This is a genomic window from uncultured Streptococcus sp. (assembly GCF_963545685.1).
Classification (GTDB): Bacteria; Bacillota; Bacilli; order Lactobacillales; family Streptococcaceae; genus Streptococcus.
Genome location: NZ_CAUUKN010000001.1, coordinates 17694 through 38537, shown reverse-complemented (window position 1 = coordinate 38537; position 20844 = coordinate 17694). Strand labels below are relative to the sequence as shown.

The window sequence follows — 20844 nt, the reverse complement described above, 5'->3', positions numbered from 1 at the left end:
TTAATTAATTATACCAAGTCTAGGATAATTTAGTCATATTAAACTTTGATTACAGGTCTTAAATATGGAATCTCAATCCTTTAGGATAGTAGTTTTTTACAGTATTTCCAACAACCTTGGCAAAGCCAAATCCATTACCATCTACCAAAAGTTGATACCAACCGTTCGCTAACGTTTGGTCAAGTGTAATTACATTACCAGAGGCATACTGTGCAAATTGTTCTTGATTTAGCTCTATACTTGAGGCTACTTCATCCGAAGTTAAAGTAATTCCAAGTGCAAAACTTGGCTCAAAACGTTTTTTCTTGAAGATACCAAGATGCAAGCCATTGCGAGCGATTTTTACTTTGGAAAGATCTGGTAGTCCCTTGGGAAGTAGATAGAGGTTGTCGCCAAAGACTTGGAGTAAACCGTCTAGAGGCGTCTTAAGATGATTCTTAACAAAATCATCCCAGAGCTGTTTTTGCTCCTTGTTGAGGTTAGATTTTCCCTCTTTAATACGTGACTCCTCTGGCAAGCGCTTATCCTGGAATTTTGCCACAAACTGACCCTCACCTTTGAAATGGTGTGGATACATTCGAGCTGTTTCTGGAAAATCAATCCCATCACTCATCCCGTTCAATTTAGGGATTGCCACCAATTCAAGGTCAGGGTAATTCTCTAAAATCCAAGCAACAACACCTTCATTTTCCTCAGGAGACCAGGTACATGTTGAGTAAACTAATTGTCCTCCTGGGGCTAACATCTTCAAACCATCTGTTAGGATGTCCTTCTGCAATTGTGCCAGCTCACTCGGATATTCCTTATGCCAATACTGTATTGCATCAGGGTCCTTACGGAACATCCCTTCTCCAGAACATGGTCCATCAAAGACAATCGTATCGAAATAATTCTTGAAAACTTTGGCTAGTTTATCAGCTGACGTATTAGTCACAACAACATTTTTAGCACCGAATCGCTCAATATTCTCAACTAGAATCTTGCTACGCTTGGGATTGATTTCATTGCTGACGAGTAGACCGGTGTTATCCAGGTAGCTTAGGAGATGCGTGGACTTTCCGCCTGGTGCTGCTGCTAAATCTAGCACACGGCTTCCTTTTGATGGAGCTGCCACTTGAGCAACCATTTGAGCAGCTGGTTCTTGAGAATATACTAAGCCAGTCGCGTGGTCAGAAGATTTTCCTGAAATTTTACCGTAATGCCCCCAAGGTGTTCCAGAAATGGCATCAGGATAATCTTTCTGTTGCTTTTTAAGAGGGTTAGTACGGTAGGCGGAAACGGCTTCTTGATCAAAAGATGCAAAGAAGTCCTCCGCTTCAGTACCAAGTAAGTCTTTATATTTTTCTACAAAATCTGATGGAAATTGCATAGTTTCCTTTCTATCAAAAAACTGGACCAACCAAGAGAACTTGATGTTCTAATTTGTCCAGTATGGTATATGTTTTTAAGTTAATTTTCTGAGCTAAGAATATCTCTGATTTCTTCGAGTCTATCTTTAGGAACCAGCATCACAGCTTGGCGACTAGAATAATCAAGTGATTCTCCAGTAATGGTTTCAAGTTGGTAGCCCAATTTTTCTCCCATAATGCTTGCTGCAGCGTAATCCCATGGGTAAATTACTGAAAAGTAAGCTAAAATTTGACCAGAAAGAACCTTAGACATACTTAGACCAGCACCACCATAAACTCTAACACCCAAAGTTTTGTCAATGAGCTCTTTTAAGCCATGGTAATTGTTAGCGTACATAGCAGCGTTACTACCTACTAGACAACGATCCAAAGGACGTCTCTTATATACTGGAAGCAATTTATCGTTGCAGTATACATCAAACTGACCCCCACCATAGAAAAGCTTGTCAGCCATAACGTTGTATATTAGGCCAAATTTTCCCTGCCCCTCTTCGTAGTAGGCAATCATGACACAAAAATTATCCTGTTGAACGATAAAATTGACTGTACCATCAATAGGATCCAAGACCCAGACGTTCCCGTCTTTGATATCATGAACCATGCCATTTTCTTCAGCAAAAATATGGTCTGATGGGAAAGCTGATTTGATGTGCGCTACCAGTAAATCTTGCGTTTGTTTATCAATATTAGTTACTAAATCATCGAAAGCAGACTTTTCCTCTACCGTGATTGTTTTACTCAAACTTTCTTTAATAAAGGCCCCAGCTTCCTTGATGATTTCTTTGGCAAAAACAAGTTTATTTTCCAAGTGTTACAAATCCTTTTTCTTTTGCTTTAGCGGCTTTGACAGCTTGATAGGTTGAAAAACCACTAGCTTCTTCGAAGGCCTTGTCTAGTTGCTTTTCAGGTGCTTTTCCTGGAACAACTGTTTTAAACGCCTTATAGGCCTGCAAGAGCTGGTCACGGTCAACTTTACTCTCGTATGCTTTTTCTACCTGACTCAAAAAATGAAGCACTGTGGTAATTTCCTCAGTGCTCCATGATGGATCGAGTGGGTAGGAATAATTTCCTTTAGTCATTATTACCCTCAATTTCAGCACGAATGGTCGCTTGACGCAGTTCTTGCTTTCTATAATCACGAGGCAAAAAGGCACGAATTTCATCTTCGTTAAAACCGATTTGCATACGTTTGTTATCCATAATGATAGGTCGACGAAGAAGATTTGGATATTCAGAAATCAATTGAATGAGTTCCTTAATTGTCAAATCATCCACATCGATATTCAATTTCTGAAAGACTTTGGAGCGAGTTGAAATGATATCTTCAGTACCATTTTCCGTATAGGACAAAATCTTCATCAACTCATCGTGAGTTAATGGACTCGTGATGATATTGTGTTCGTCAAAAGCAACTTCATGATTGGTCAACCAGGCTCGTGCTTTCCTACAGCTGGTGCAGCTAGGTGATAAAAATAAAGTTACCATGCAAACACCCCTTTCACTTTAACATTCCTAAACATTATACATTATTTGATTAGTTTTGGCTACGCTTTCTTAAAATTTTTCTGCGATTTTTTTATCCGCTTCTAGTTGGTCGCATAGCTCATCTATATTATTGAATTTGATCATATCACGGATATAATCTAACCAGAAAACTTCGATTGTTTTTCCATAAATATCACCTTCAAAATCAAAGATATTGGCTTCAAGACGTAACTCTGTACCACCAAAAGTGATATTTTTTCCTAGGCTAGTCATGGAACGATAGCGTTTACCATCAATTACGACATCGGCGACATAGACACCATCTGCTGGTAGGAAGGTCCTATCGATAGGTGCTAGATTTGCTGTTGGAAAACCAATAGTCCTACCACGCGCATCACCATGTACCACGATGCCTCGCGTAGAGAACTCATGGCCTAAGAGATTATTAGCCTCTTTCACATTGCCTTCTCGGATTAATTGACGAATGCGCGTTGATGAAATCTTTTCGCCATCACTTTGTTGTTCCTCAATGACATGAACAGTACCAGAAAAATTACGGGCTAAATAGTCCGCATCAGTTCGATGGTGTCCGAACTTGTAATCGAAGCCTACCACAATCTCTTGAGCTTTTAGACGTTTGATATAACGTGCAATAAAGTCATCTGAACTTGTTCGAGCAAAATCACTATTGAAATCTGTTAAATAAAGTTGGTCTGTGCCATATGCTTTAAAAAGATCGCAACGTCTTTGAGGTGCTGTAATATGCAGAAGGAGATCATCTGTATAGCGTTGGAAAGTCAGTTGAGGACTCTCGTTAAAGGTAAGGACAGCTACTTCAAGCTGTTTTTCATCAGCAATCTGGCGCGCCTTATCAAATAGGACCTTGTGACCACGATGAAGAGCATCGAAATACCCTAAGACCAGGACGGTTTCCTTATCCTGATGGATATCTTTATAATCGTTTATCGGCGTTACTTTCATTGACTTAATACTTTTCTAGGTTTATAGACTTGATTTCGTTTTTCCATAATAGCTAGAACTTTGTCGCCCAAAAAGGCGGCAACTAAAGGCTCTTTGCTATCGATTGCAATAAAGCGCCCAAATGAGATTTCTTTGGCATCTTCTTCAGTGATTTGTACAGCTGGCAGGTCCTGAACACCAAATTCGATAGGGAGTAGGAAGGACTGGTCTCCTGCTTCTACCATTTCTGAAATTTGTGACAGGCTTAGGGCTGAATCTAGTGTTAAACCTGCAGAAGCTGTCCGACGCAAAGCAGACATATGGCTAGCATAGCCTAGTTTAGCACCCAGATCGACAGATAAGGTGCGGACATAGGTTCCCTTACTACAAGCAACACGGAAGGTGAATCTTGCAGTGCCGTTTTCTAACTTAATAGGTGAGGTACGAACAAACTCGGTAATCTTTACCTGACGTTGAGGACGTTCGACTTCTTGGCCAGCGCGTGCATACTCGTAAAGTTTCTTACCATTGACCTTTACCGCAGAGTACATAGGTGGAATTTGTGTGATTTGGCCCTCAAAAGTCTCCATGACCTTGTCAACAGTTTCTCCATCTAGTTCTGTTATCGGTGTTATTTGGACGACTTCACCACTAGCATCCTCGGTAGTTGTCGAAAATCCAATAGTAATTTCGCCTTCATAGACTTTACCTGCTTCAGTCATGTATTCAATAACACGAGTAGCTTTTCCAACTGCTATTGGTAGAACACCAGTAACATCTGGATCAAGAGTTCCGCCGTGTCCAATTTTTTTCTCATGTAATATTTTGCGTAGTTTAAAAACAGCATCATGACTGGTCATTCCAGCCTCTTTTTTTAGATTAATAATTCCTGAAATCATACTTTTAATTATATCAAAAGCAATCCTAAAGAGCTAGGTAGAAACATAAAGAGGTAGAGAGCAAAATCTCTAACCTCTTATAATTTATAATGATAAGCAATCGCAGGACTTCTTGTTCTTTTTAATCGATATCTCTATTTAGATCACTTTCCAATTCAAAGAAAGGTTGAATATCTTGCACATATTCTAAGACACCTTGAAAATCCCCCTGGTCATCCCTGACAGCAGCATAGGTAACGTAGACAAATTTTCCTAAACGTTCAGACTTGAACCACATTGGTACTTGGTCACGCTCCCCACTTCTAAGTAAGTCAAAGATTTTCTTGACCTTATCAAGTACTTTTGGTGGATGACAAAGCTCAACATTTCGTCCAATTTGACTAGGTGTTCGTTTAAAGACCATCTCATCTGCTGGGACATTATCATTGTAGTATTGGAAAACATCATCTTTATTAACAAAAGTAATTTCCAAAGGGAGATGATTAAGAATGAGATTAGCCTGTTCCACAGAAAGGTAACCATTACCAAAGGGCTGAGTGGTTTCTCTATTGACGACAGATTCATTTTTGGTTTTTGGTGTGAAGGTGATAGTGAATTGACCCTCAGGGGTATCGATAATTCTAGTATTTCCTGTATTCTCATCAGTCTTTGTCCTAGACTGTTCTTGAGAAGTCTCCGTATTGTCCTCTTCAAAACTCTCACGCTTAGGTTTCCAGACAGCTGAGGGTTTTATAATTGCATATCCGTAGGCATCGCTTTCCTCGGCAATCGAAAGCCAATCATCTTGCGTGAAGGTTTCAAGCAGAATCATTAGTAAGATAGCCTCTTCTTTGAAAATCATGGCTTCAAATTCTTCCGAAAAAGTTTCGAATGCTTTTGAGAATTCTTCAATATCTGCGTCCGAAAGTTCTTGAAGTTTAGCCTCTGCATCTCGAAAGAGTTTTCGGATATCGTCATCTACTCCCCACATAACCTTTGGAGGTGAATCATGACCATAACGCTCCATAATAGGAAAGAAAAGCTTTTCTTTACGCGTATAATGATTATGGAATTGCCCAAGTAAAGTCATCTGATGTTTAAGTCCGTTGAGTAAATCAGATTTAAAGGGCTCATTTTCAGGTTTACTGATGTTTTCTATGATACGACGGATACGAAGTATGGCTGAACGAAGTGCTAGATTTTCCTGCTTGAAAACATAGACAGGGTGGCCTTCTTGATCAGCATCTGCCACTTCGACATCTGCAATTGCCCCTTTAAATAAGTTAGCATGGACATTACAGAGACTCATTACATCTTCGAAAGTAACCCCATCTTCAGATGCCATCAGTTCATGCTCCATCATAGAGATTTCAAGAGCTGATACACCCTTGAAGTGTTGATTGAAGCGCTCTTGAACACTTTCGGGACTAGCTCCATGATGCAAATCTAGGAGAATTTCTTTAAGTATTTGAATACGATTATTTTCCATGTTAGTCTCCGATGACGTCATAACCATTGAACAGTAAGGTTTGCTTAATTTTAGATAAGGGAATATTTGCTAACTTAGATCCAGCCTTTAGACTTGTTACCTTACCGACAGTATTTAGCATAGCTGGGTTGGACAAGGGCTTGAAACCGAGGTCAATCAGTAATTCCTTAACCTCTGGATGCTCTTTAATGATTGTTGCAACAGGTTGTGATAAATCTATAGTGTTGGTAGTCATAACGACCTCCTAATAACATATTTACTACTACCATTATACACGAGAATAATGAAAAAAAGACCAACAAATCTTAGTTTGTTGGTCTTTGTTAATTCCCAAATAGGGCTTCTGTAACATTTTGCTGGATATTTTCCCACTCCTGCTCTGCCCGAACCATCTTACGATGGTAATCGGCACGACCACGTAAGTAGGCAGCAATCTGATAATCTTGCTTAACAATTGGTATCTCAGGAATTTTAATATCCAAGAGGTCAGCTGTTGACAAATTTAGAACAGCCTTTCCCTTATCAGCATAATCTAAATAGGCACGCCCAATTTCAGTTTCAAGAAAGAATTTGATGTAGAAACCACGGAGTTTCTCTTTGGGACGAAGCACTGTGATATTTGATGAAGCGACGACTTCACGCTTGCCTTGATCTTCGAAAACAGCAACTTTCTGAACCGTTCCCTTAGAAGCAATAAGGACATCACCGTCTTCTAAAAGAAAGCGTAATAATTTTCGGCGTTCTTCAGAAAACGTCTTTAGGTTATCGTAGGCAATGCCATTGGTTGTCATATCCGATAGGTTAATCACTGCAAATTCGCCAGGTTCTGCCTTAGCAGGAACGGCTTTTCCTTTAAATTGATCGACAACATCGCCTAAACGAACGAGTTTGTCTGTATTATCTTCGTAATCGATAATAAGTTGAGGTCTTTCTTTTTCAGACATTGAATCTCCTTTTTTTATATTTCAGTATCTATATTGAGTATTGCTATACAATAATAGCAAGAAGATAATACTTTTGCAAGGAAAAACTGTAATAAAGGCAAAAAAAGAGACCTAAGTCCCTTAATTACAAGCTTTTAACAGCTGCCACTGCTGCTTCATAGTTTGGATCTGAATTGATATTGTCCAAATACTCAACATAGGTAATCTTGTTATCAGCATCTGCAACTAAAACTGCACGCGCTAACAAGTGCCATTCTTCGATTAGAACCCCATAAGCTTTTCCGAAACTATTGTCATAGTAGTCAGAAAGCATGATGGCATTTTCAAGACCCTCAGCACCACACCAACGAGCTTGTGCAAATGGCAGGTCCACTGAAATAGTAATTACAACGGTATCATCCAGTTCTGACAATTCCTTGTTAAAGGTACGTGTTTGCGTTGAGCAGATACCAGTATCGATTGATGGAACGATAGAGATAACTTTTTTCTTACCGTCGAATTCTGAAAGTGATTTTTGACTCAAATCTGTAGCTGTTAAGTTAAAATCTCGCAAGCTATCTCCAACTTGAAGTTGTTTGTCTTCAGCTACTGTTACTTGTTTTCCTATAAATGTAGGCATACTAGTCCTCCAATACTTTTTTAACTATTGTACTGTAAATATTGAGATAAGCCTAAGCATTTGTTTAGAATTTTTCAAACAGAAGTTTTATTTTTTCAGCAATTACTGTATTATCTGCTGGAATGATTTCATCCGCAAAGTCTTTTAGGTAGGGAAAATCACCAACTTGCACACCATATATAGCATTCTTGAAAAGAGGAATATCATTTTGGTCATTCCCAAAAGCTACAAAATCCTTACCGAAATGGTTAAGAACAGTACTTGCCTTGGTAACTCCCTTAGGATTAATGTAAAGACATCTTTCGATATCATGATAACTAAGATCTAAACAATCCAGTTTGTTTAGATTAAAGATTAGGTCTTCACGTAGATCTTCGTGCTCTACAAGTGGGATGACAACTTTGATCGGCTTATTAAGTTCTTGAACTGGTAAAATAGTTGCTTTATTTAAAGGGTCAACATTTGATAAGAAAGGGATTTGCTCAGGATTTTGAATAGCATAATTAAATGTATCATCAATAAAATAAGGCAAATTAAAAGTGTTACAGTAATCAACGATTGTCGTAAGAGCTTTTGTTGGGATAGTGTATTGCGATACTAAATAACCATCTTGAAAGACTTCTCCCCCGTTTAGACCCACTACCGTTAATTTATTTAATTCTCCTTCTAAAATGCTAAGACAGTCTCTATAGGAACGTGCAGTTGCAAAAATAATATCATGTCCATACTTAGGAGCTGTTAAAAGGACCTTTTGTAGCCTTTTTGACATAGTCATGCCATCAAAACACAGTGTTCCATCTAAATCAAAAACAAATTTCATAGAGATAGTATAACAAAAAAACCAGCTAAAGTGCTGGTTGAAATCCAAAGTATTAAAATACTCGTTAAATTTTATCAAGAGCTAGTTTTAAATCTTCAATCAAGTCATCAGCATTTTCCAATCCAACTGAGAGACGAATTTGATTTGGAGTGATACCACATGCCAGTAAATCTGATTCCGCTAATTGTTGGTGAGTTGTTGTAGCAGGGTGAACAACCAAAGATTTTGCATCAGCAACGTTGGCTAAATCTGAGAAGATTTCAAGGTTATCAATGACTGTACGTGCTTCGTCTTGTCCACCTTTAACATGGAAAGTGAAAATAGAACCTGGTCCTTTAGGGAAGTATTTTTGCGCTAAGTCATAGTAAGGACTTGAAGGTAATCCAGGATAGTTAACTTTTTCAACCTTAGGATGATTTTCCAAAAAGTCCACAATTTTCTTAGTATTTTCTACGTGACGTTCCACACGAAGTGAAAGTGTCTCGAGGCCTTGTAAGAGTAAGAATGCATTAAAAGGTGCCAAGGCGGCTCCTGTGTCGCGCAAAAGTTGGGTACGAAGGGCAGTTACAAATGCTGCTGCACCGACATCACGCGTATAGCTGATATTATGATAAGATGGGTCTTCATCGACTAATTGTGGGAATTTACCTGATGCTTCCCAATCAAATTTCCCAGAGTCGACGATGAGGCCTCCGATAGTTGTTCCATGTCCACCGATAAACTTAGTCGCAGAGTGGACCACGATATCTACACCATGAGAGAAGACATTGATAAGATATGGAGTTCCAAATGTGTTGTCAGAGACCAATGGAATCTTATGACTGTGAGCAATTTCAGCAATCTTTTCGAAATCAGGAATGTTGATGAGTGGATTACCCAAAGACTCAATCAAGACAAATTTGGTATTATCTTTGATGGCAGCTTCAACTTCTTCAGGTTTCTCAACATCTACAAATGTTGTTGTGATACCGTAGCGTGGAAGTGTTTCTTTTAAGAGATTGAAGGTTCCGCCATAAAGGGTTGTCGCAGCAACAACATGGTCGCCAGCATGAGCCAAGCCAAGGATGGTATAGGTGATAGCAGCCATACCTGAAGCTGTAGCCAAGGCACCAACACCACCTTCAAGAGCTGCAATACGTTCTTCAAGTACTGCTACTGTTGGATTAGTAATACGGGTGTAAATATTACCAGGCTTTCTAAGGGCAAAGAGATCTTCTGCCTCTTGGGCATCATCAAAAACATATGAAGTCGTTTGATAAATCGGAACAGCACGTGATTTTGTTTCCTTATCAGGTGCTTGTCCAGCGTGTAATTGTAAGGTTTCAAATGAAAATTCTCGTGACATAAGGGAGTCCTCCAAAACAAATGTTGCCTTCATTCTACACCGAGTAAAACTAGCTGTCTAATAGATATTTTTTATCAAAGTGATAGGTAGGGCTTATAAAAAGGACCGAATGGTCCTTTTCTATTTCTTTTCGATAGGTGCTACGCTTGCCAAAACTTTTTTAAGTCCCACTTCTGAGAATTTAATCTTAAGTTCTTGCGTTTTTCCGCTTCCAGTTACTTCTAGGACTGTACCATCTCCCCACTTCTTGTGGTGGGCAATATCTCCGATTTCCCAATCTGTAGTTGTGTTGCCAGAGTCTGGAGTTTTTCCAAAAGGAAGTCCGCCAATAGCTTTTGAACCTGGCTGAACAGCAGTGGCTCTTTGAGGTTGTGCATTTGCTTTTCTAGTTTGAAGAGCTTGTTGTAAGCTCATGCCTTGGCCAAATTGTGTAGGTTCTTCCTTCGTAAAACGAACGCCAAAGGATGAATTAGCAGGACGTGCCAAACCTTGATATTGCAATAAATCATCTGAAATCTCTCGCAAGAAACGACTTGGACGATTGTAATTAGTCTTACCAAAAAGGGTCCGAGTATTGGCATTGGTTAGGAAAAGAATCTCTTCAGCTCGTGTAATCCCTACGTAAGCCAAACGACGCTCTTCTTCGAGTTCATCTGGCTCTTCTGAGGCACGAGACAAAGGGAAGACGCCTTCTTCCATACCAATTAGAAAGACAACTGGGAATTCAAGCCCTTTGGCGGCGTGGAGGGTCATTAAGGTTACTTCTGCTGCTTCGACATCACTATCGTCTGTATCAGCAATCAAAGCCAAATCGTTCAAGAAACGGCCTAAACGGTCAATGCCTGTCTCGTCTTCAGTTTCATCTGTATTAGTCTCGTCGAAATTCTTGGTTACGGACATGAACTCTTCGATATTTTCAATGCGTGCTTGGCTTTCAAGCGTTTGTTGCATGGACAGAGCATCCAGATAACCAGACTTGTCTAAAATAGCTTCTACAGTCTCAGTAATGCTTAGTCCATCCAACTGATCACGTAGGTTCAGAATCGTGTTAGCGAAATCGTAAACGCCTTGTGCTGCTTTCCCCTTAATAGGTGACAACATAATATTAGCTGAAGCATCCAGGAGACTCATGTTTTGCTCATAGGCAAAGTTACGAATCTTTTCGAGTGTGCCAGGCCCAACTCCACGTTTAGGTTCATTGACGACACGTTCAAAACTAATATTATCCGCAGGATTGGCAATCAAGTTCAAATAAGAAATAACATCACGAATCTCTTTACGGCTGTAGAATTTTGTCCCTCCAACCATTGTATAAGGAATATTAGACTTGAGCAAGGCTTCCTCAATAGTACGAGACTGAGCATTGGTACGGTAGAGGACAGCGAAGTCTTTAAAATTCTTGCCTTCTTCACGGACGACATTATCTATTGTTGAAGCTACGAATACAGCTTCATCACGCTCGTCATTAGCACGGTAATAAACGATTTGTTCACCGTCATCATTTTGAGTCCATAGTTTCTTAGGTCGACGATTGCGGTTGTTCTTAATCACCTCGTTAGCCGCTTGGAGAATTTTCTTGGTAGAACGGTAATTTTCTTCCAAAAGGACAACCTTAGCTTCAGGATAGTCCTTCTCAAAATCAAGAATGTTCTGCATATCTGCTCCACGCCAACCATAGATTGATTGGTCGGCATCACCCACGACACAGATATTCTTAAAGCGAGAAGCAAGGAGTTTCACCAATTGATATTGAGCATGGTTGGTATCTTGATACTCATCTACGTGAATGTACTGATAACGTTGCTGATAATAAGCGAGCACATCAGGATTTTTATCAAAGAGACGAATAGTCATCATAATCAAATCGTCGAAATCCATGGCCTCACTACGACGAAGTTCTTCTTGATAGGCCTTGTAACATTTGGCTACGATTTGCGTATACATGTCACCAGCTTGATGCTCATAAGCCACCTCATCCAAGAGGTCATTTTTGGCGTTAGAAATGGTCCCTAAAATGGCACGTTCATTCCACTTCTTAGGATCTAAGTTGAGATTCTTGAGAATACGCTTCATCAAGGTACGTTGTTCTCCTGGATCTACGATAGTAAAGTTTCTGTTGTAGCCAATATGATCCGCTTCACGACGGAGGATTCGCACACACATGCTATGGAAGGTCGCAATCAAGGTTTCTGAAGTTGCAGGATTTAAAGCCATTGCACGTTCACGCATTTCACGGGCAGCCTTATTGGTAAAGGTAATGGCCAAAATATTCCAAGGATTGATCATTTTTTCATCGATAAGGTAGGCAATGCGATGGGTAAGTACACGAGTCTTACCTGATCCTGCACCAGCCATAATCAAAAGAGGACCTTCAGTCGTTTGGACTGCTTCGGCCTGTTTATCATTCATACCAGTTAATAATGGGTTCATCATATTCTCCATTCTCAAAAATAAGCTCTACTATTTTATCATTTTTCAGATGAAAATGCAGAGTCTATTCGCAATAGAAAGAAAATATTTGAGTGGAAAACTGTTTGTTTATGCTATGGGATCAGCTTAATAAAAAGGGTGATATTACCTGCTTTTTGAGAGATTGAAAACTATAAAAAATGATAAATTGAAAGCTAAATATTCGGATTTTTATGGTGCATAATGAAATTATATGTTGACAGTGTTCGGTTTTTTCGATAAGATAGAAACACAATAAAATAAAAACCGAGTGATGTCATCAGGAAGACTGGTGATTGACGGACTTCTGGAGAGATCTTGAAGCAGCCTTAGCTGTAAACAAGACACCGAAGGGGCAAGGGATAATACCCGAAACTCTCAGGTAAAAGGACAGAAAGCATCGCAAGTTTTTTACTTGTAGTAATAGCTTTGTATTCTCAGAGGTCTGGTTAAGCCAAACCTCTTTTTTGACGTCTCGGTTAAAGGAGATTGTTACATTCATGTTAGACTTTTTTACTACCATTGATGATTTTGTCTGGGGTCCACCCCTTTTGGTCCTTCTTGTAGGAACTGGGATTTACCTTACGCTTCGTCTTGGACTTTTGCAAGTCATTCGTCTTCCTAAAGCTTTTAAACTTATCTTTGCTGAAGATAAAGGGGAAGGTGATATTTCTAGTTTTGCAGCCCTTGCGACAGCCCTTGCCGCAACTGTCGGTACTGGTAATATTGTTGGGGTTGCAACAGCCATTAAGACTGGTGGACCTGGTGCCCTTTTCTGGATGTGGATTGCTGCCTTCTTTGGTATGGCAACTAAATATGCCGAAGGACTTTTGGCTATCAAATTCCGTACACTTGACGATCAGGGGAATGTCTCTGGAGGTCCAATGTACTATATTACCAATGGTTTTAAAGGGAAATGGCAAATAATTGCTAAACCCTTAGCTTACTTCTTTGCCTTTGCTGGTGTGCTTGTGGCATGGTTGGGTATTGGTACCTTTTCTCAGGTCAACTCAATTACTGCCTCACTTCAAAATAGCTTTGATTGGTCACCGAAAATTGTTAGTATCCTATTAGCCCTTATCACCGCTGCTATCATCTTTGGTGGTATCCAATCAATCTCTAAGGTTTCTGAAAAAGTTGTCCCATTCATGGCTGCAATCTACATCTTGGCAGCTCTTGTCGTTATCTTTACAAACTTTAACCAGCTTCTTCCAGTGCTCGAAATGGTCTTCCAATCTGCCTTTACTGGAAAAGCTGCGGTAGGTGGTTTCGCTGGAGCAACGGTTATGGCCGCTATGCGACTAGGTATTGCGCGTGGGGTATTCTCAAATGAGTCAGGTCTTGGGTCAGCTCCTATCGCCGCTGCAGCAGCTAAGACAGAAGAACCTGTTGAACAAGGTTTGATTTCTATGACTGGTACTTTCATTGATACGATTATCATCTGTACACTTACTGGCCTTGCTATACTTGTTACTGGTCAATGGTCAAGTACCCTTGAAGGCGCACCATTAACACAGGCGGCCTTCTCATCTGTTTTCGGAACTTTTGGTGAGATTGCCTTGACAGTTTCTTTGGTACTCTTTGCTTTCACCACTATTTTAGGTTGGTCATACTATGGTGAACGCTGTTGCGAGTTTATCTTTAAATCAACTAAGTTTCTTCCACTCTATCGCCTTGTCTTTGTAGTCATGGTCGCTCTTGGTGGTTACCTAACACTTGATGTTGTTTGGAAAATTGCGGATATCGTAAACGGCTTGATGGCATTGCCTAACTTGATTGCCCTCCTAGTCCTTTCACCAATTATTTTCAAAGAGACTAAATCATATTTTGAACGTCATAAATAAAGAAAAGAGCCCAGGCTCTTTTTTCTTGTCTTTAACAGCACCAATCCTTGCTACTACTGCTTATTTGAGTTACAATGAAATTAAATCATTTTAAAACTTGTAAAGAATAAATCCAAAGGAAAAACTATGTCAATTACCAAAGAATTTGATACTATTACTGCTATCTCAACTCCCTTAGGTGAAGGTGCTATCGGTATCGTCCGCTTGTCAGGAAGTGATGCTATTGCTATTGCTAATAAGGTTTTCAAAGGAAAAAATCTAGAATCTGTTACTTCACATACTATCAATTATGGCCATATCGTCGAAAATGATGAAATTATTGATGAAGTCATGGTCAGTGTTATGCGTGCACCAAAGACCTTTACACGCGAGGATGTCGTGGAAATCAACACACATGGTGGTGTCGCTGTTACCAATGAAATCCTTCAACTCCTAATCCGTTCTGGTGCTCGTATGGCTGAACCAGGGGAATTTACCAAACGTGCCTTCTTAAATGGACGGGTAGATTTAACCCAGGCTGAAGCTGTCATGGATTTGATTCGTGCTAAAACTGATAAGGCTATGGCTGTTGCCGTCTCTCAGTTAGATGGTTCACTTAAAAATCTCATTAACAACACTCGCCAAGAAATCCTTAATACTTTGGCACAAGTCGAAGTAAATATTGATTACCCAGAGTATGATGATGTTGAAGAAGTTACCACAAATCTAGTCCGTGAGAAAACTCAAGAGTTCCATGCTCTCTTGGAAAATCTTCTTGCAACTGCAAAACGAGGGAAAATCTTACGAGAAGGTCTTTCTACGGCAATCATTGGTCGCCCAAATGTCGGAAAATCAAGTCTGCTCAACAATCTCCTACGTGAGGAGAAAGCCATCGTTACTGATATTGAAGGTACTACCCGTGATGTTATTGAAGAATACGTTAATATCAAGGGAGTTCCTCTTAAGTTAATCGATACCGCTGGTATTCGTGACACAGATGATGTGGTCGAAAAAATTGGTGTTGAGCGTTCTAAAAAGGCTCTTGAAGAAGCTGATTTGGTCCTTCTTGTGCTTAATAGCTCTGAACCACTTACCGATCAAGACCGTACCTTGCTTGACATCAGCCAAAATAGTAACCGAATCATTCTCTTAAATAAGACGGACCTTCCACAAGCTATCCAGCTTGAAGAGCTTCCTGAAAATGTAATCCCAATTTCAGTCCTCAAAAATGAAAACATTGACAAAATCGAAGATCGCATCAACCAACTCTTCTTTGATAATGCTGGCTTAGTGGAAAAAGATGCTACTTATCTCTCAAATGCACGTCATATTTCACTCATTGAAAAGGCGCTCGAAAGTCTTGAAGCCGTTAATCAAGGTCTTGAATTAGGAATGCCTGTTGACCTACTACAAGTTGATATGACTCGCACATGGGAAATTCTTGGCGAAATTACAGGTGACGCCGCACCCGATGAGCTTATTACTCAACTCTTTAGTCAGTTCTGTCTCGGTAAGTAAACGTAACTTAAATTATGTAAAAAGATAGATTGCTATCTTTTTATTTTATGCTGATATGGTACAGAAATTTATTTATGTAAATTTAATCTGATTAATACCATATAATGATTTTCCCATGCTTTTCGAAAAAGAAAATGCTATCATGGTACTATTCTATGATTTTGAAAGGTTAATGATGAGTCAACAAGCTACTGATACTGATTTTAAACATTTGATAGATTTTGATGATAATCTTCTTCCTTTTAGACTAACTGAAACTAAGGTTGAAAACGGACGTCCTGACATTCTTTTTCATTGGCACCCAGAACTTGAAATTCAATTCGTCTATGAGGGGACAGCTCGCTATCACATTGATTATGACTATTTTGATAGTCAGCCTGGAGATATCTTTCTAATTCGTCCTAATGGACTCCATTCTGTCCATCCTATTGATAATCAGTCGCACCATACTGATACACTTCATTTTCATTTAGATATGTTAGGGCAATCTCTAGTCGCCCCTCTTAGTCTCCGTTATCTACAACCCTTGCAAAATTCTAATTTCAAGTTCAAACAATGTTTAAAACCAACTGATGAGGGTTATTCTGAAATTAAGGGAGCTCTATTTGAGATTTTTAAGATTATTCGTCAAAAAGATAGACACTACGAGATTTTACTAAAGTCCAAATTGGAGGAACTCATCTATCTCTTCTACTACTATCGTTTGGTAGAACGAAAGACTTCCGATGATCATTATCGTAAAAATGAAAAAATTCGAGAAATCATTGATTACATTAACAAGCATTATGCTGAGACGCTTACTATTGAGCAATTGTCTGAGCTTATGGGTTACAGTAAGACGCATTTTATGACCATGTTTAAACAACATACAGGTACCTCTTGCACCGAATTTATTATTCAGGCTAGACTGAATGCTGCTTGTGAGGAGCTTCGTAATAGCGTAAAACCAGTTTTAGAAATTTCTACGAGTGTTGGTTTTAACAACCTCTCAAACTTTAATCGCCAATTTAAGCATTATTATGCTCAAACACCAAGTCAGTATAGGAAGACACATATTAACAAGAAAACAAATAAGAGTTAGCCATTGGTTAACTCTTATTATTATTACAGAAAAGCTATTTAATTTTTCTCTTTACCTTTGTGTTTGCCGCCAAGTCCAAACATTGTAAGCAACATGCCTAGTCCAAGGAGACCTGCATGTGAGCCATTATCACCTGTTGTTGGAAGTTCTTCGGTTTGGCGAGGAGTTTCAGTAACTTTTTCGGTTTCTTTAAGCGTTTCGTTTGCAGTTGAAACAAAGAAGACTTTACCGTTAGGTGTTGTTACTACCTTAGATACCACTGGTTTAGTTTTTTCTGAAACTTTAGAAGCTACAGATGAATCAACTGGATTCACTGGATTAACCGTTGGATTTTCAGCATTATCTTTCTTATTCAAAGCAGCAAAATCGGCACTTGAGATAGAAATCGTACGTGAATTAGGATTAATAACTGCGTATTTAGTAAGATCTGCATTAGTCAAGTAATCAGCAAAAACTGTATCGAGTGAAGGACCTTCTTCACGAGGACCACCTAGCATTGTGAAGCCATCACCACCAGCAGCCAAGAAATCGTTTGTTACTAGATAATAAGTTTCAGTAGTGTTGAGTGGTTTATAGACACCAGTTTCTGGATCCAAGATGTCAATTGATAAGATACGTTTTTCAGCTGGAAGAGTTGTGTCATAATAGACATGAGCTCCAGCAACTTGGAGGAAGCCACCTGAAGGTTCAAGAAGTGGTTGACCATTTTCGTCAAAAACGTTTTTACCACTTTCATCAACTTGGAGAATTGATCCAAGAGATTTCACAAACATATCATAGATGTTTTGCCCAGTTACTTGGATTTCGGCAACAGAGTTACCGAATGGAAGAACGGCTATAATGTCGCCTTTAGTAATCGGTCTGTCTTTAGCAATTGTTTCGCGAAGACCACCACCGTTAGTTACTGCAAGATTAGACTTATGTGTAAACGCAGACTGACCATAATCCAAAAGTGCGTCCGCAACCACATTACCGAGGTTTGTTTCACGAACACGAACGTCCATGCGGTCACCGCTAAGTTTTACAGGACTATTTTCAATGACAACTTTAGAAGATTCTGCCTTGTACTTAGCTTGAATCTCATCAAGCATAGCTTTAACTGTAGGATTAACTTGATAATTTTTCTTAGCTTCGTCATGTGTAATCACTCCATGTGACAAAACACGATCAGAATTATAGACAACACGTCCGACATTATTAAGGTAGCTACCTGTTTGATTGTAAGTGACGTTATCACCGTAAGTTGCTGTGTGAAGGGTATGTGAGTGACCATCAAGGACAAGGACACGTTTACCTTTCAAAGGCGCGTAGTTTGATAGAGCTTCTGCCAAAGTTGATCCACGCCATTCTACTGGTGTTGTTGTATCGATGCCCAAGTGTCCAATAACAATATAAGTCTTGTATTCCTTACCTTCAGCTCGAGCGTTTGATTCTACTTGATCAACCACAGCCTTAACTTCAGTAATGGGATCAGTGAAAGAGACACCAGTAAGGTTACGGGGATGTGTTTTAGTAGCTGTTTCAGGTGTTGTAACACCGATAACGACTACTTCATCTCCATCAACACCAGGCGTTTTGTCAATAATTGTCGATGGTTGGAAAAGACGAACACCATCGACATAAACATTAGATGTGATGATTGGGAAATTGATTTGTTTGCTCAAGCGACGCAATTGATCAAGCCCAAAGTCAAACTCATGGTTACCAACTGTCATGGCATCATAACCAACCGCATTCATGACAGCAGCCATATCCTCACCCTTAGAACTATTTGAGATTGGAAGACCTTGGAATGAGTCACCAGAATCAAGGACAATGGTCGTTCCTTTTGAACGAGTGTCATTTACGATACCTGACAAGAATGCATCACCAATGACTCCGTTACGGTCATCCTCTACCATACGACCATGGACATCGTTAGTGTGGAGAACAGTTACAGTATCATTATTGTCACTTGTGCTAGCGTTTGTCACAACTGCCGGTGTCGCTGGACTTGCAGCTGCAGTTGCTGTCTCATTGGCCGTAGCAACTGGTGCTAGGCTAGTTTCAGCTGTTGAACTTGTAATAACTGATGTTGAACTAGCTACAGGTGTTGCAGACTCGTTTGATGCAGTTGTTGCTACAGTAGATGTCACATCGGTAGTTGCCTCTGTGGCTACTACTTCTGTGCTTGGTGCTGTCACAGCTGCACTAGTTTCCACCTCGTCAGCTTTAACAGCATTAGCCAAGATAGCCGTTGAGACGAGTAGGGTCGATAGGGTCGTTGCAACGATTGTTTTCTTTTTCATCACTAAAAAACCTTTCAAAAAATATCATCAATATTATACCACAATTATATGTAAGCGATTAAAATATTAAAAAAGTCTAAACATTGAGAAAAAAACAGACCAAGATGCTTATCACGGTCTGTTTTACGATTAATATACTGTTAAACGTTTTTCGACTTGTCCTTGAAGAAGTTCTAAAATGAAACTGAGCACCCAGTAAATAAAGGCAATTAAGATATACATAGACATGTAGTCATACTCACGCCCACCAATAATTTTTGCGTTTTGAAAAATGTCAGGCACTGTAATCATAGCAGCCAATGAGGAACTCTTGACCATATCGATAATGACATTGCCAAGTGGTGCTACTGCAATACGCAGGGCTTGAGGTAAAATGATGTGACGAATAATTGGTTTTTGAGGAAGTCCTAGAGATCGAGCAGCTTCCCACTGTCCCTTATCTACAGCAGAAATGGATGAACGGAAAATCTCTGCCATATAGGCTGCACTTACGGTAGAAAAACCAATTAGAGCACATAGAAGGGCGGGCAGCTGAATGCCAACATAAGGCAGGCCAAAGTAAAGAATGAAGAGCACGACCAACATAGGAACCCCACGCATGAGGGAAATGTAGATACGGGCTGGATACTTTAACCAAGGCTTTTGTGACATCCGCATAAAGGCAAGAAGAATAGCAAAAAAATTTCCAATGATAAAACTCAAAACTGAGATTCCTAAGGTGTATGGCAGACCTGTTAGGACATAGGGAATGCTTTTTAAAATCAGCGAAAAATCAATAATCATAAGTCTATCTTTCTAAACATTACTTTAGCAAATAAGCGATCCACTTGGATCGCTTATCTTATTCGATATCAGAGATATCAATCTCAGTGTAGTCAACTTTAGTTTTCTTAGTAACATCTTGACCAGCAAAGAATTTCTCTGAAATCTTGGTAAGAGTACCATCTTTCTTCATGTCTTTGATGGCTTTATTGACCTTTTCTTGAAGGGTTTTATTTTTCAATGAGAAGGTGAAGCTAGTTGAGTAAGGGTTACTGTAGATACCATCGTTGATTTTTACAGGATATTTATCTTTAACCGCTGCTACAGCCATTTTTTGCAAGTAATAATCGTTGACAATAACGTCTGTACGACCATTAACCAAGTCTTGCATGTAAACATCGTTGGTAACATTGTCATAAACGACGAGTTCAGCGCCCATCTTCTTAGCAATCTTCATGTATTTGGTACTTGCGGCACCAGCTGCTTTTTTACCTTTGAGGTCCTTCCATGAAGAAATTCCTGAGTTATCAGATTCGCGAACTACCATAGAAGTGAATGAATACTTATATGGTTCAGAACGCAAGAATTTTTTAACGTTCTTATTGTCATCTTCCAGTGAGTAGTTAGCGATATCTACTTGACCACTATTTACAGCGGTAAGCATACCATCGACACCCATCTCAGTGAAGTCGATTTTCAACTTAAGACGTTTCCCTACTTCTTTAAGAATTTCAACATCGTAACCAGTCAGATTGTTATCATCGTCGTGGTAGGTTTGTGGGTAAAGAGTTCCAGCAGTCGCAACCTTAATACTACCACGCTTCTCAATCTTTTCCCAGTTCTTATCAGCTGAACTTTGTGATGAGCAAGCAACCAAAAAGACCGCAGCCAAGATTAGGCTAAAAACGGCGAAAAATCTCTTTTTCATCTATATATGTCTCCTTAAAACAAATAATGAAGTTAAGTTAAAAACTT

At 39.5% G+C, this 20844-nt stretch carries 19 protein-coding genes and 1 riboswitch; of the genes, 3 read left to right on the top strand and 16 right to left on the bottom strand.

Annotation, left to right across the window (positions count from 1 at the left end; genetic code table 11):
* Window positions 1–58: 58 nt before the first annotated feature.
* The 13 genes from RWZ99_RS00175 to pcrA form a co-directional block, all read right to left on the bottom strand.
* Window positions 59–1369: an RsmF rRNA methyltransferase first C-terminal domain-containing protein gene (locus RWZ99_RS00175; protein WP_314675622.1), complete on the bottom strand. Its 1311-nt coding sequence runs from the start codon at window positions 1367–1369 to the stop codon at window positions 59–61.
* Window positions 1370–1449: 80 nt separating this feature from the next.
* On the bottom strand, window positions 1450–2217 hold the full coding sequence (locus tag RWZ99_RS00170) for an inositol monophosphatase family protein (RefSeq protein WP_314675621.1): 768 nt from the start codon (window positions 2215–2217) through the stop codon (window positions 1450–1452).
* Entirely contained in the window at window positions 2207–2488 is a 282-nt protein-coding gene (locus tag RWZ99_RS00165) for a UPF0223 family protein (RefSeq protein ID WP_227278257.1), read from the bottom strand. The genes RWZ99_RS00170 and RWZ99_RS00165 overlap by 11 nt, the downstream gene beginning before the upstream one ends.
* Complete coding sequence (locus tag RWZ99_RS00160) at window positions 2481–2894, bottom strand: Spx/MgsR family RNA polymerase-binding regulatory protein (RefSeq protein WP_004182520.1); 414 nt, start codon at window positions 2892–2894, stop codon at window positions 2481–2483. Before RWZ99_RS00160 ends, RWZ99_RS00165 begins: the two co-directional genes overlap by 8 nt.
* 69 nt (window positions 2895–2963) lie before the next feature.
* On the bottom strand, window positions 2964–3875 hold the full coding sequence (locus tag RWZ99_RS00155) for a bifunctional riboflavin kinase/FAD synthetase (protein WP_314675620.1): 912 nt from the start codon (window positions 3873–3875) through the stop codon (window positions 2964–2966).
* Window positions 3872–4753: a tRNA pseudouridine(55) synthase TruB gene (truB, locus tag RWZ99_RS00150; RefSeq protein WP_314675619.1), complete on the bottom strand. Its 882-nt coding sequence runs from the start codon at window positions 4751–4753 to the stop codon at window positions 3872–3874. The genes RWZ99_RS00155 and truB overlap by 4 nt, the downstream gene beginning before the upstream one ends.
* Before the next feature lie 121 nt (window positions 4754–4874).
* Window positions 4875–6221: a DUF438 domain-containing protein gene (locus RWZ99_RS00145; RefSeq protein ID WP_314675618.1), complete on the bottom strand. Its 1347-nt coding sequence runs from the start codon at window positions 6219–6221 to the stop codon at window positions 4875–4877.
* Between the two features lies 1 nt (window position 6222).
* Window positions 6223–6456 carry a DUF1858 domain-containing protein gene (locus RWZ99_RS00140; RefSeq protein WP_314675617.1) on the bottom strand — a complete coding sequence of 78 codons (234 nt, stop codon included), beginning with the start codon at window positions 6454–6456 and terminating at the stop codon, window positions 6223–6225.
* Window positions 6457–6544: 88 nt separating this feature from the next.
* On the bottom strand, window positions 6545–7165 hold the full coding sequence (locus RWZ99_RS00135; protein ID WP_314675615.1) for a restriction endonuclease subunit S: 621 nt from the start codon (window positions 7163–7165) through the stop codon (window positions 6545–6547).
* Between the two features lie 124 nt (window positions 7166–7289).
* Window positions 7290–7784 (bottom strand): thiol peroxidase, encoded by a 495-nt coding sequence (gene tpx, locus RWZ99_RS00130; protein WP_314675613.1) that lies wholly within the window; start codon window positions 7782–7784, stop codon window positions 7290–7292.
* 64 nt (window positions 7785–7848) lie between these two features.
* Window positions 7849–8604: an HAD-IIB family hydrolase gene (locus RWZ99_RS00125; protein ID WP_314675612.1), complete on the bottom strand. Its 756-nt coding sequence runs from the start codon at window positions 8602–8604 to the stop codon at window positions 7849–7851.
* Window positions 8605–8668: 64 nt separating this feature from the next.
* Complete coding sequence (locus RWZ99_RS00120) at window positions 8669–9949, bottom strand: O-acetylhomoserine aminocarboxypropyltransferase/cysteine synthase family protein (protein WP_314675611.1); 1281 nt, start codon at window positions 9947–9949, stop codon at window positions 8669–8671.
* A gap of 120 nt (window positions 9950–10069) precedes the next feature.
* The gene (gene pcrA / locus RWZ99_RS00115; RefSeq protein WP_314675609.1) at window positions 10070–12379 is read right to left on the bottom strand and encodes a DNA helicase PcrA; all 2310 of its coding nucleotides are present in this window, start codon (window positions 12377–12379) and stop codon (window positions 10070–10072) included.
* A 315-nt stretch (window positions 12380–12694) separates the two neighbouring features.
* Window positions 12695–12801: riboswitch (glycine riboswitch) on the top strand.
* Between the two features lie 96 nt (window positions 12802–12897).
* Here pcrA and RWZ99_RS00110 point away from each other — a divergent pair.
* The 3 genes from RWZ99_RS00110 to RWZ99_RS00100 all read left to right on the top strand — a co-directional run bounded on the left by RWZ99_RS00110 (window position 12898) and on the right by RWZ99_RS00100 (window position 16819).
* The gene (locus RWZ99_RS00110; protein WP_314675608.1) at window positions 12898–14241 is read left to right on the top strand and encodes a sodium:alanine symporter family protein; all 1344 of its coding nucleotides are present in this window, start codon (window positions 12898–12900) and stop codon (window positions 14239–14241) included.
* A gap of 126 nt (window positions 14242–14367) precedes the next feature.
* Window positions 14368–15738 (top strand): tRNA uridine-5-carboxymethylaminomethyl(34) synthesis GTPase MnmE, encoded by a 1371-nt coding sequence (mnmE, locus tag RWZ99_RS00105; protein WP_314675606.1) that lies wholly within the window; start codon window positions 14368–14370, stop codon window positions 15736–15738.
* 142 nt (window positions 15739–15880) lie between these two features.
* Window positions 15881–16819 carry an AraC family transcriptional regulator gene (locus tag RWZ99_RS00100; protein ID WP_314675753.1) on the top strand — a complete coding sequence of 313 codons (939 nt, stop codon included), beginning with the start codon at window positions 15881–15883 and terminating at the stop codon, window positions 16817–16819.
* Between the two features lie 38 nt (window positions 16820–16857).
* Here the strand turns inward: RWZ99_RS00100 and nt5e are convergent, their stop codons facing one another.
* The 3 genes from nt5e to RWZ99_RS00085 form a co-directional block, all read right to left on the bottom strand.
* Window positions 16858–19107, bottom strand: a complete 2250-nt coding sequence (gene nt5e / locus RWZ99_RS00095) for a cell surface ecto-5'-nucleotidase Nt5e (protein WP_314675604.1) — start codon at window positions 19105–19107, stop codon at window positions 16858–16860.
* Between the two features lie 129 nt (window positions 19108–19236).
* Window positions 19237–19890 carry an amino acid ABC transporter permease gene (locus RWZ99_RS00090; RefSeq protein ID WP_314675603.1) on the bottom strand — a complete coding sequence of 218 codons (654 nt, stop codon included), beginning with the start codon at window positions 19888–19890 and terminating at the stop codon, window positions 19237–19239.
* Window positions 19891–19948: 58 nt separating this feature from the next.
* Window positions 19949–20797, bottom strand: a complete 849-nt coding sequence (locus tag RWZ99_RS00085) for a transporter substrate-binding domain-containing protein (protein WP_314675600.1) — start codon at window positions 20795–20797, stop codon at window positions 19949–19951.
* Window positions 20798–20844 lie beyond the last annotated feature (47 nt).

Bases quoted from the DNA above. Each gene is read 5' to 3' on its own strand.
- RWZ99_RS00155 (WP_314675620.1), bottom strand. From the start codon at position 3,875: ATGAAAGTAACGCCGATAAACGATTATAAAGATATCCATCAGGATAAG.
- mnmE (WP_314675606.1), top strand. From the start codon at position 14,368: ATGTCAATTACCAAAGAATTTGATACTATTACTGCTATCTCAACTCCC.
- truB (WP_314675619.1), bottom strand. From the start codon at position 4,753: ATGATTTCAGGAATTATTAATCTAAAAAAAGAGGCTGGAATGACCAGT.
- RWZ99_RS00085 (WP_314675600.1), bottom strand. From the start codon at position 20,797: ATGAAAAAGAGATTTTTCGCCGTTTTTAGCCTAATCTTGGCTGCGGTC.
- RWZ99_RS00160 (WP_004182520.1), bottom strand. From the start codon at position 2,894: ATGGTAACTTTATTTTTATCACCTAGCTGCACCAGCTGTAGGAAAGCA.
- RWZ99_RS00125 (WP_314675612.1), bottom strand. From the start codon at position 8,604: ATGAAATTTGTTTTTGATTTAGATGGAACACTGTGTTTTGATGGCATG.
- RWZ99_RS00100 (WP_314675753.1), top strand. From the start codon at position 15,881: ATGGTACTATTCTATGATTTTGAAAGGTTAATGATGAGTCAACAAGCT.
- RWZ99_RS00120 (WP_314675611.1), bottom strand. From the start codon at position 9,949: ATGTCACGAGAATTTTCATTTGAAACCTTACAATTACACGCTGGACAA.
- RWZ99_RS00135 (WP_314675615.1), bottom strand. From the start codon at position 7,165: ATGTCTGAAAAAGAAAGACCTCAACTTATTATCGATTACGAAGATAAT.
- tpx (WP_314675613.1), bottom strand. From the start codon at position 7,784: ATGCCTACATTTATAGGAAAACAAGTAACAGTAGCTGAAGACAAACAA.
- RWZ99_RS00175 (WP_314675622.1), bottom strand. From the start codon at position 1,369: ATGCAATTTCCATCAGATTTTGTAGAAAAATATAAAGACTTACTTGGT.
- RWZ99_RS00145 (WP_314675618.1), bottom strand. From the start codon at position 6,221: ATGGAAAATAATCGTATTCAAATACTTAAAGAAATTCTCCTAGATTTG.
- RWZ99_RS00090 (WP_314675603.1), bottom strand. From the start codon at position 19,890: ATGATTATTGATTTTTCGCTGATTTTAAAAAGCATTCCCTATGTCCTA.
- RWZ99_RS00110 (WP_314675608.1), top strand. From the start codon at position 12,898: ATGTTAGACTTTTTTACTACCATTGATGATTTTGTCTGGGGTCCACCC.
- pcrA (WP_314675609.1), bottom strand. From the start codon at position 12,379: ATGAACCCATTATTAACTGGTATGAATGATAAACAGGCCGAAGCAGTC.
- RWZ99_RS00165 (WP_227278257.1), bottom strand. From the start codon at position 2,488: ATGACTAAAGGAAATTATTCCTACCCACTCGATCCATCATGGAGCACT.
- RWZ99_RS00140 (WP_314675617.1), bottom strand. From the start codon at position 6,456: ATGACTACCAACACTATAGATTTATCACAACCTGTTGCAACAATCATT.
- nt5e (WP_314675604.1), bottom strand. From the start codon at position 19,107: ATGAAAAAGAAAACAATCGTTGCAACGACCCTATCGACCCTACTCGTC.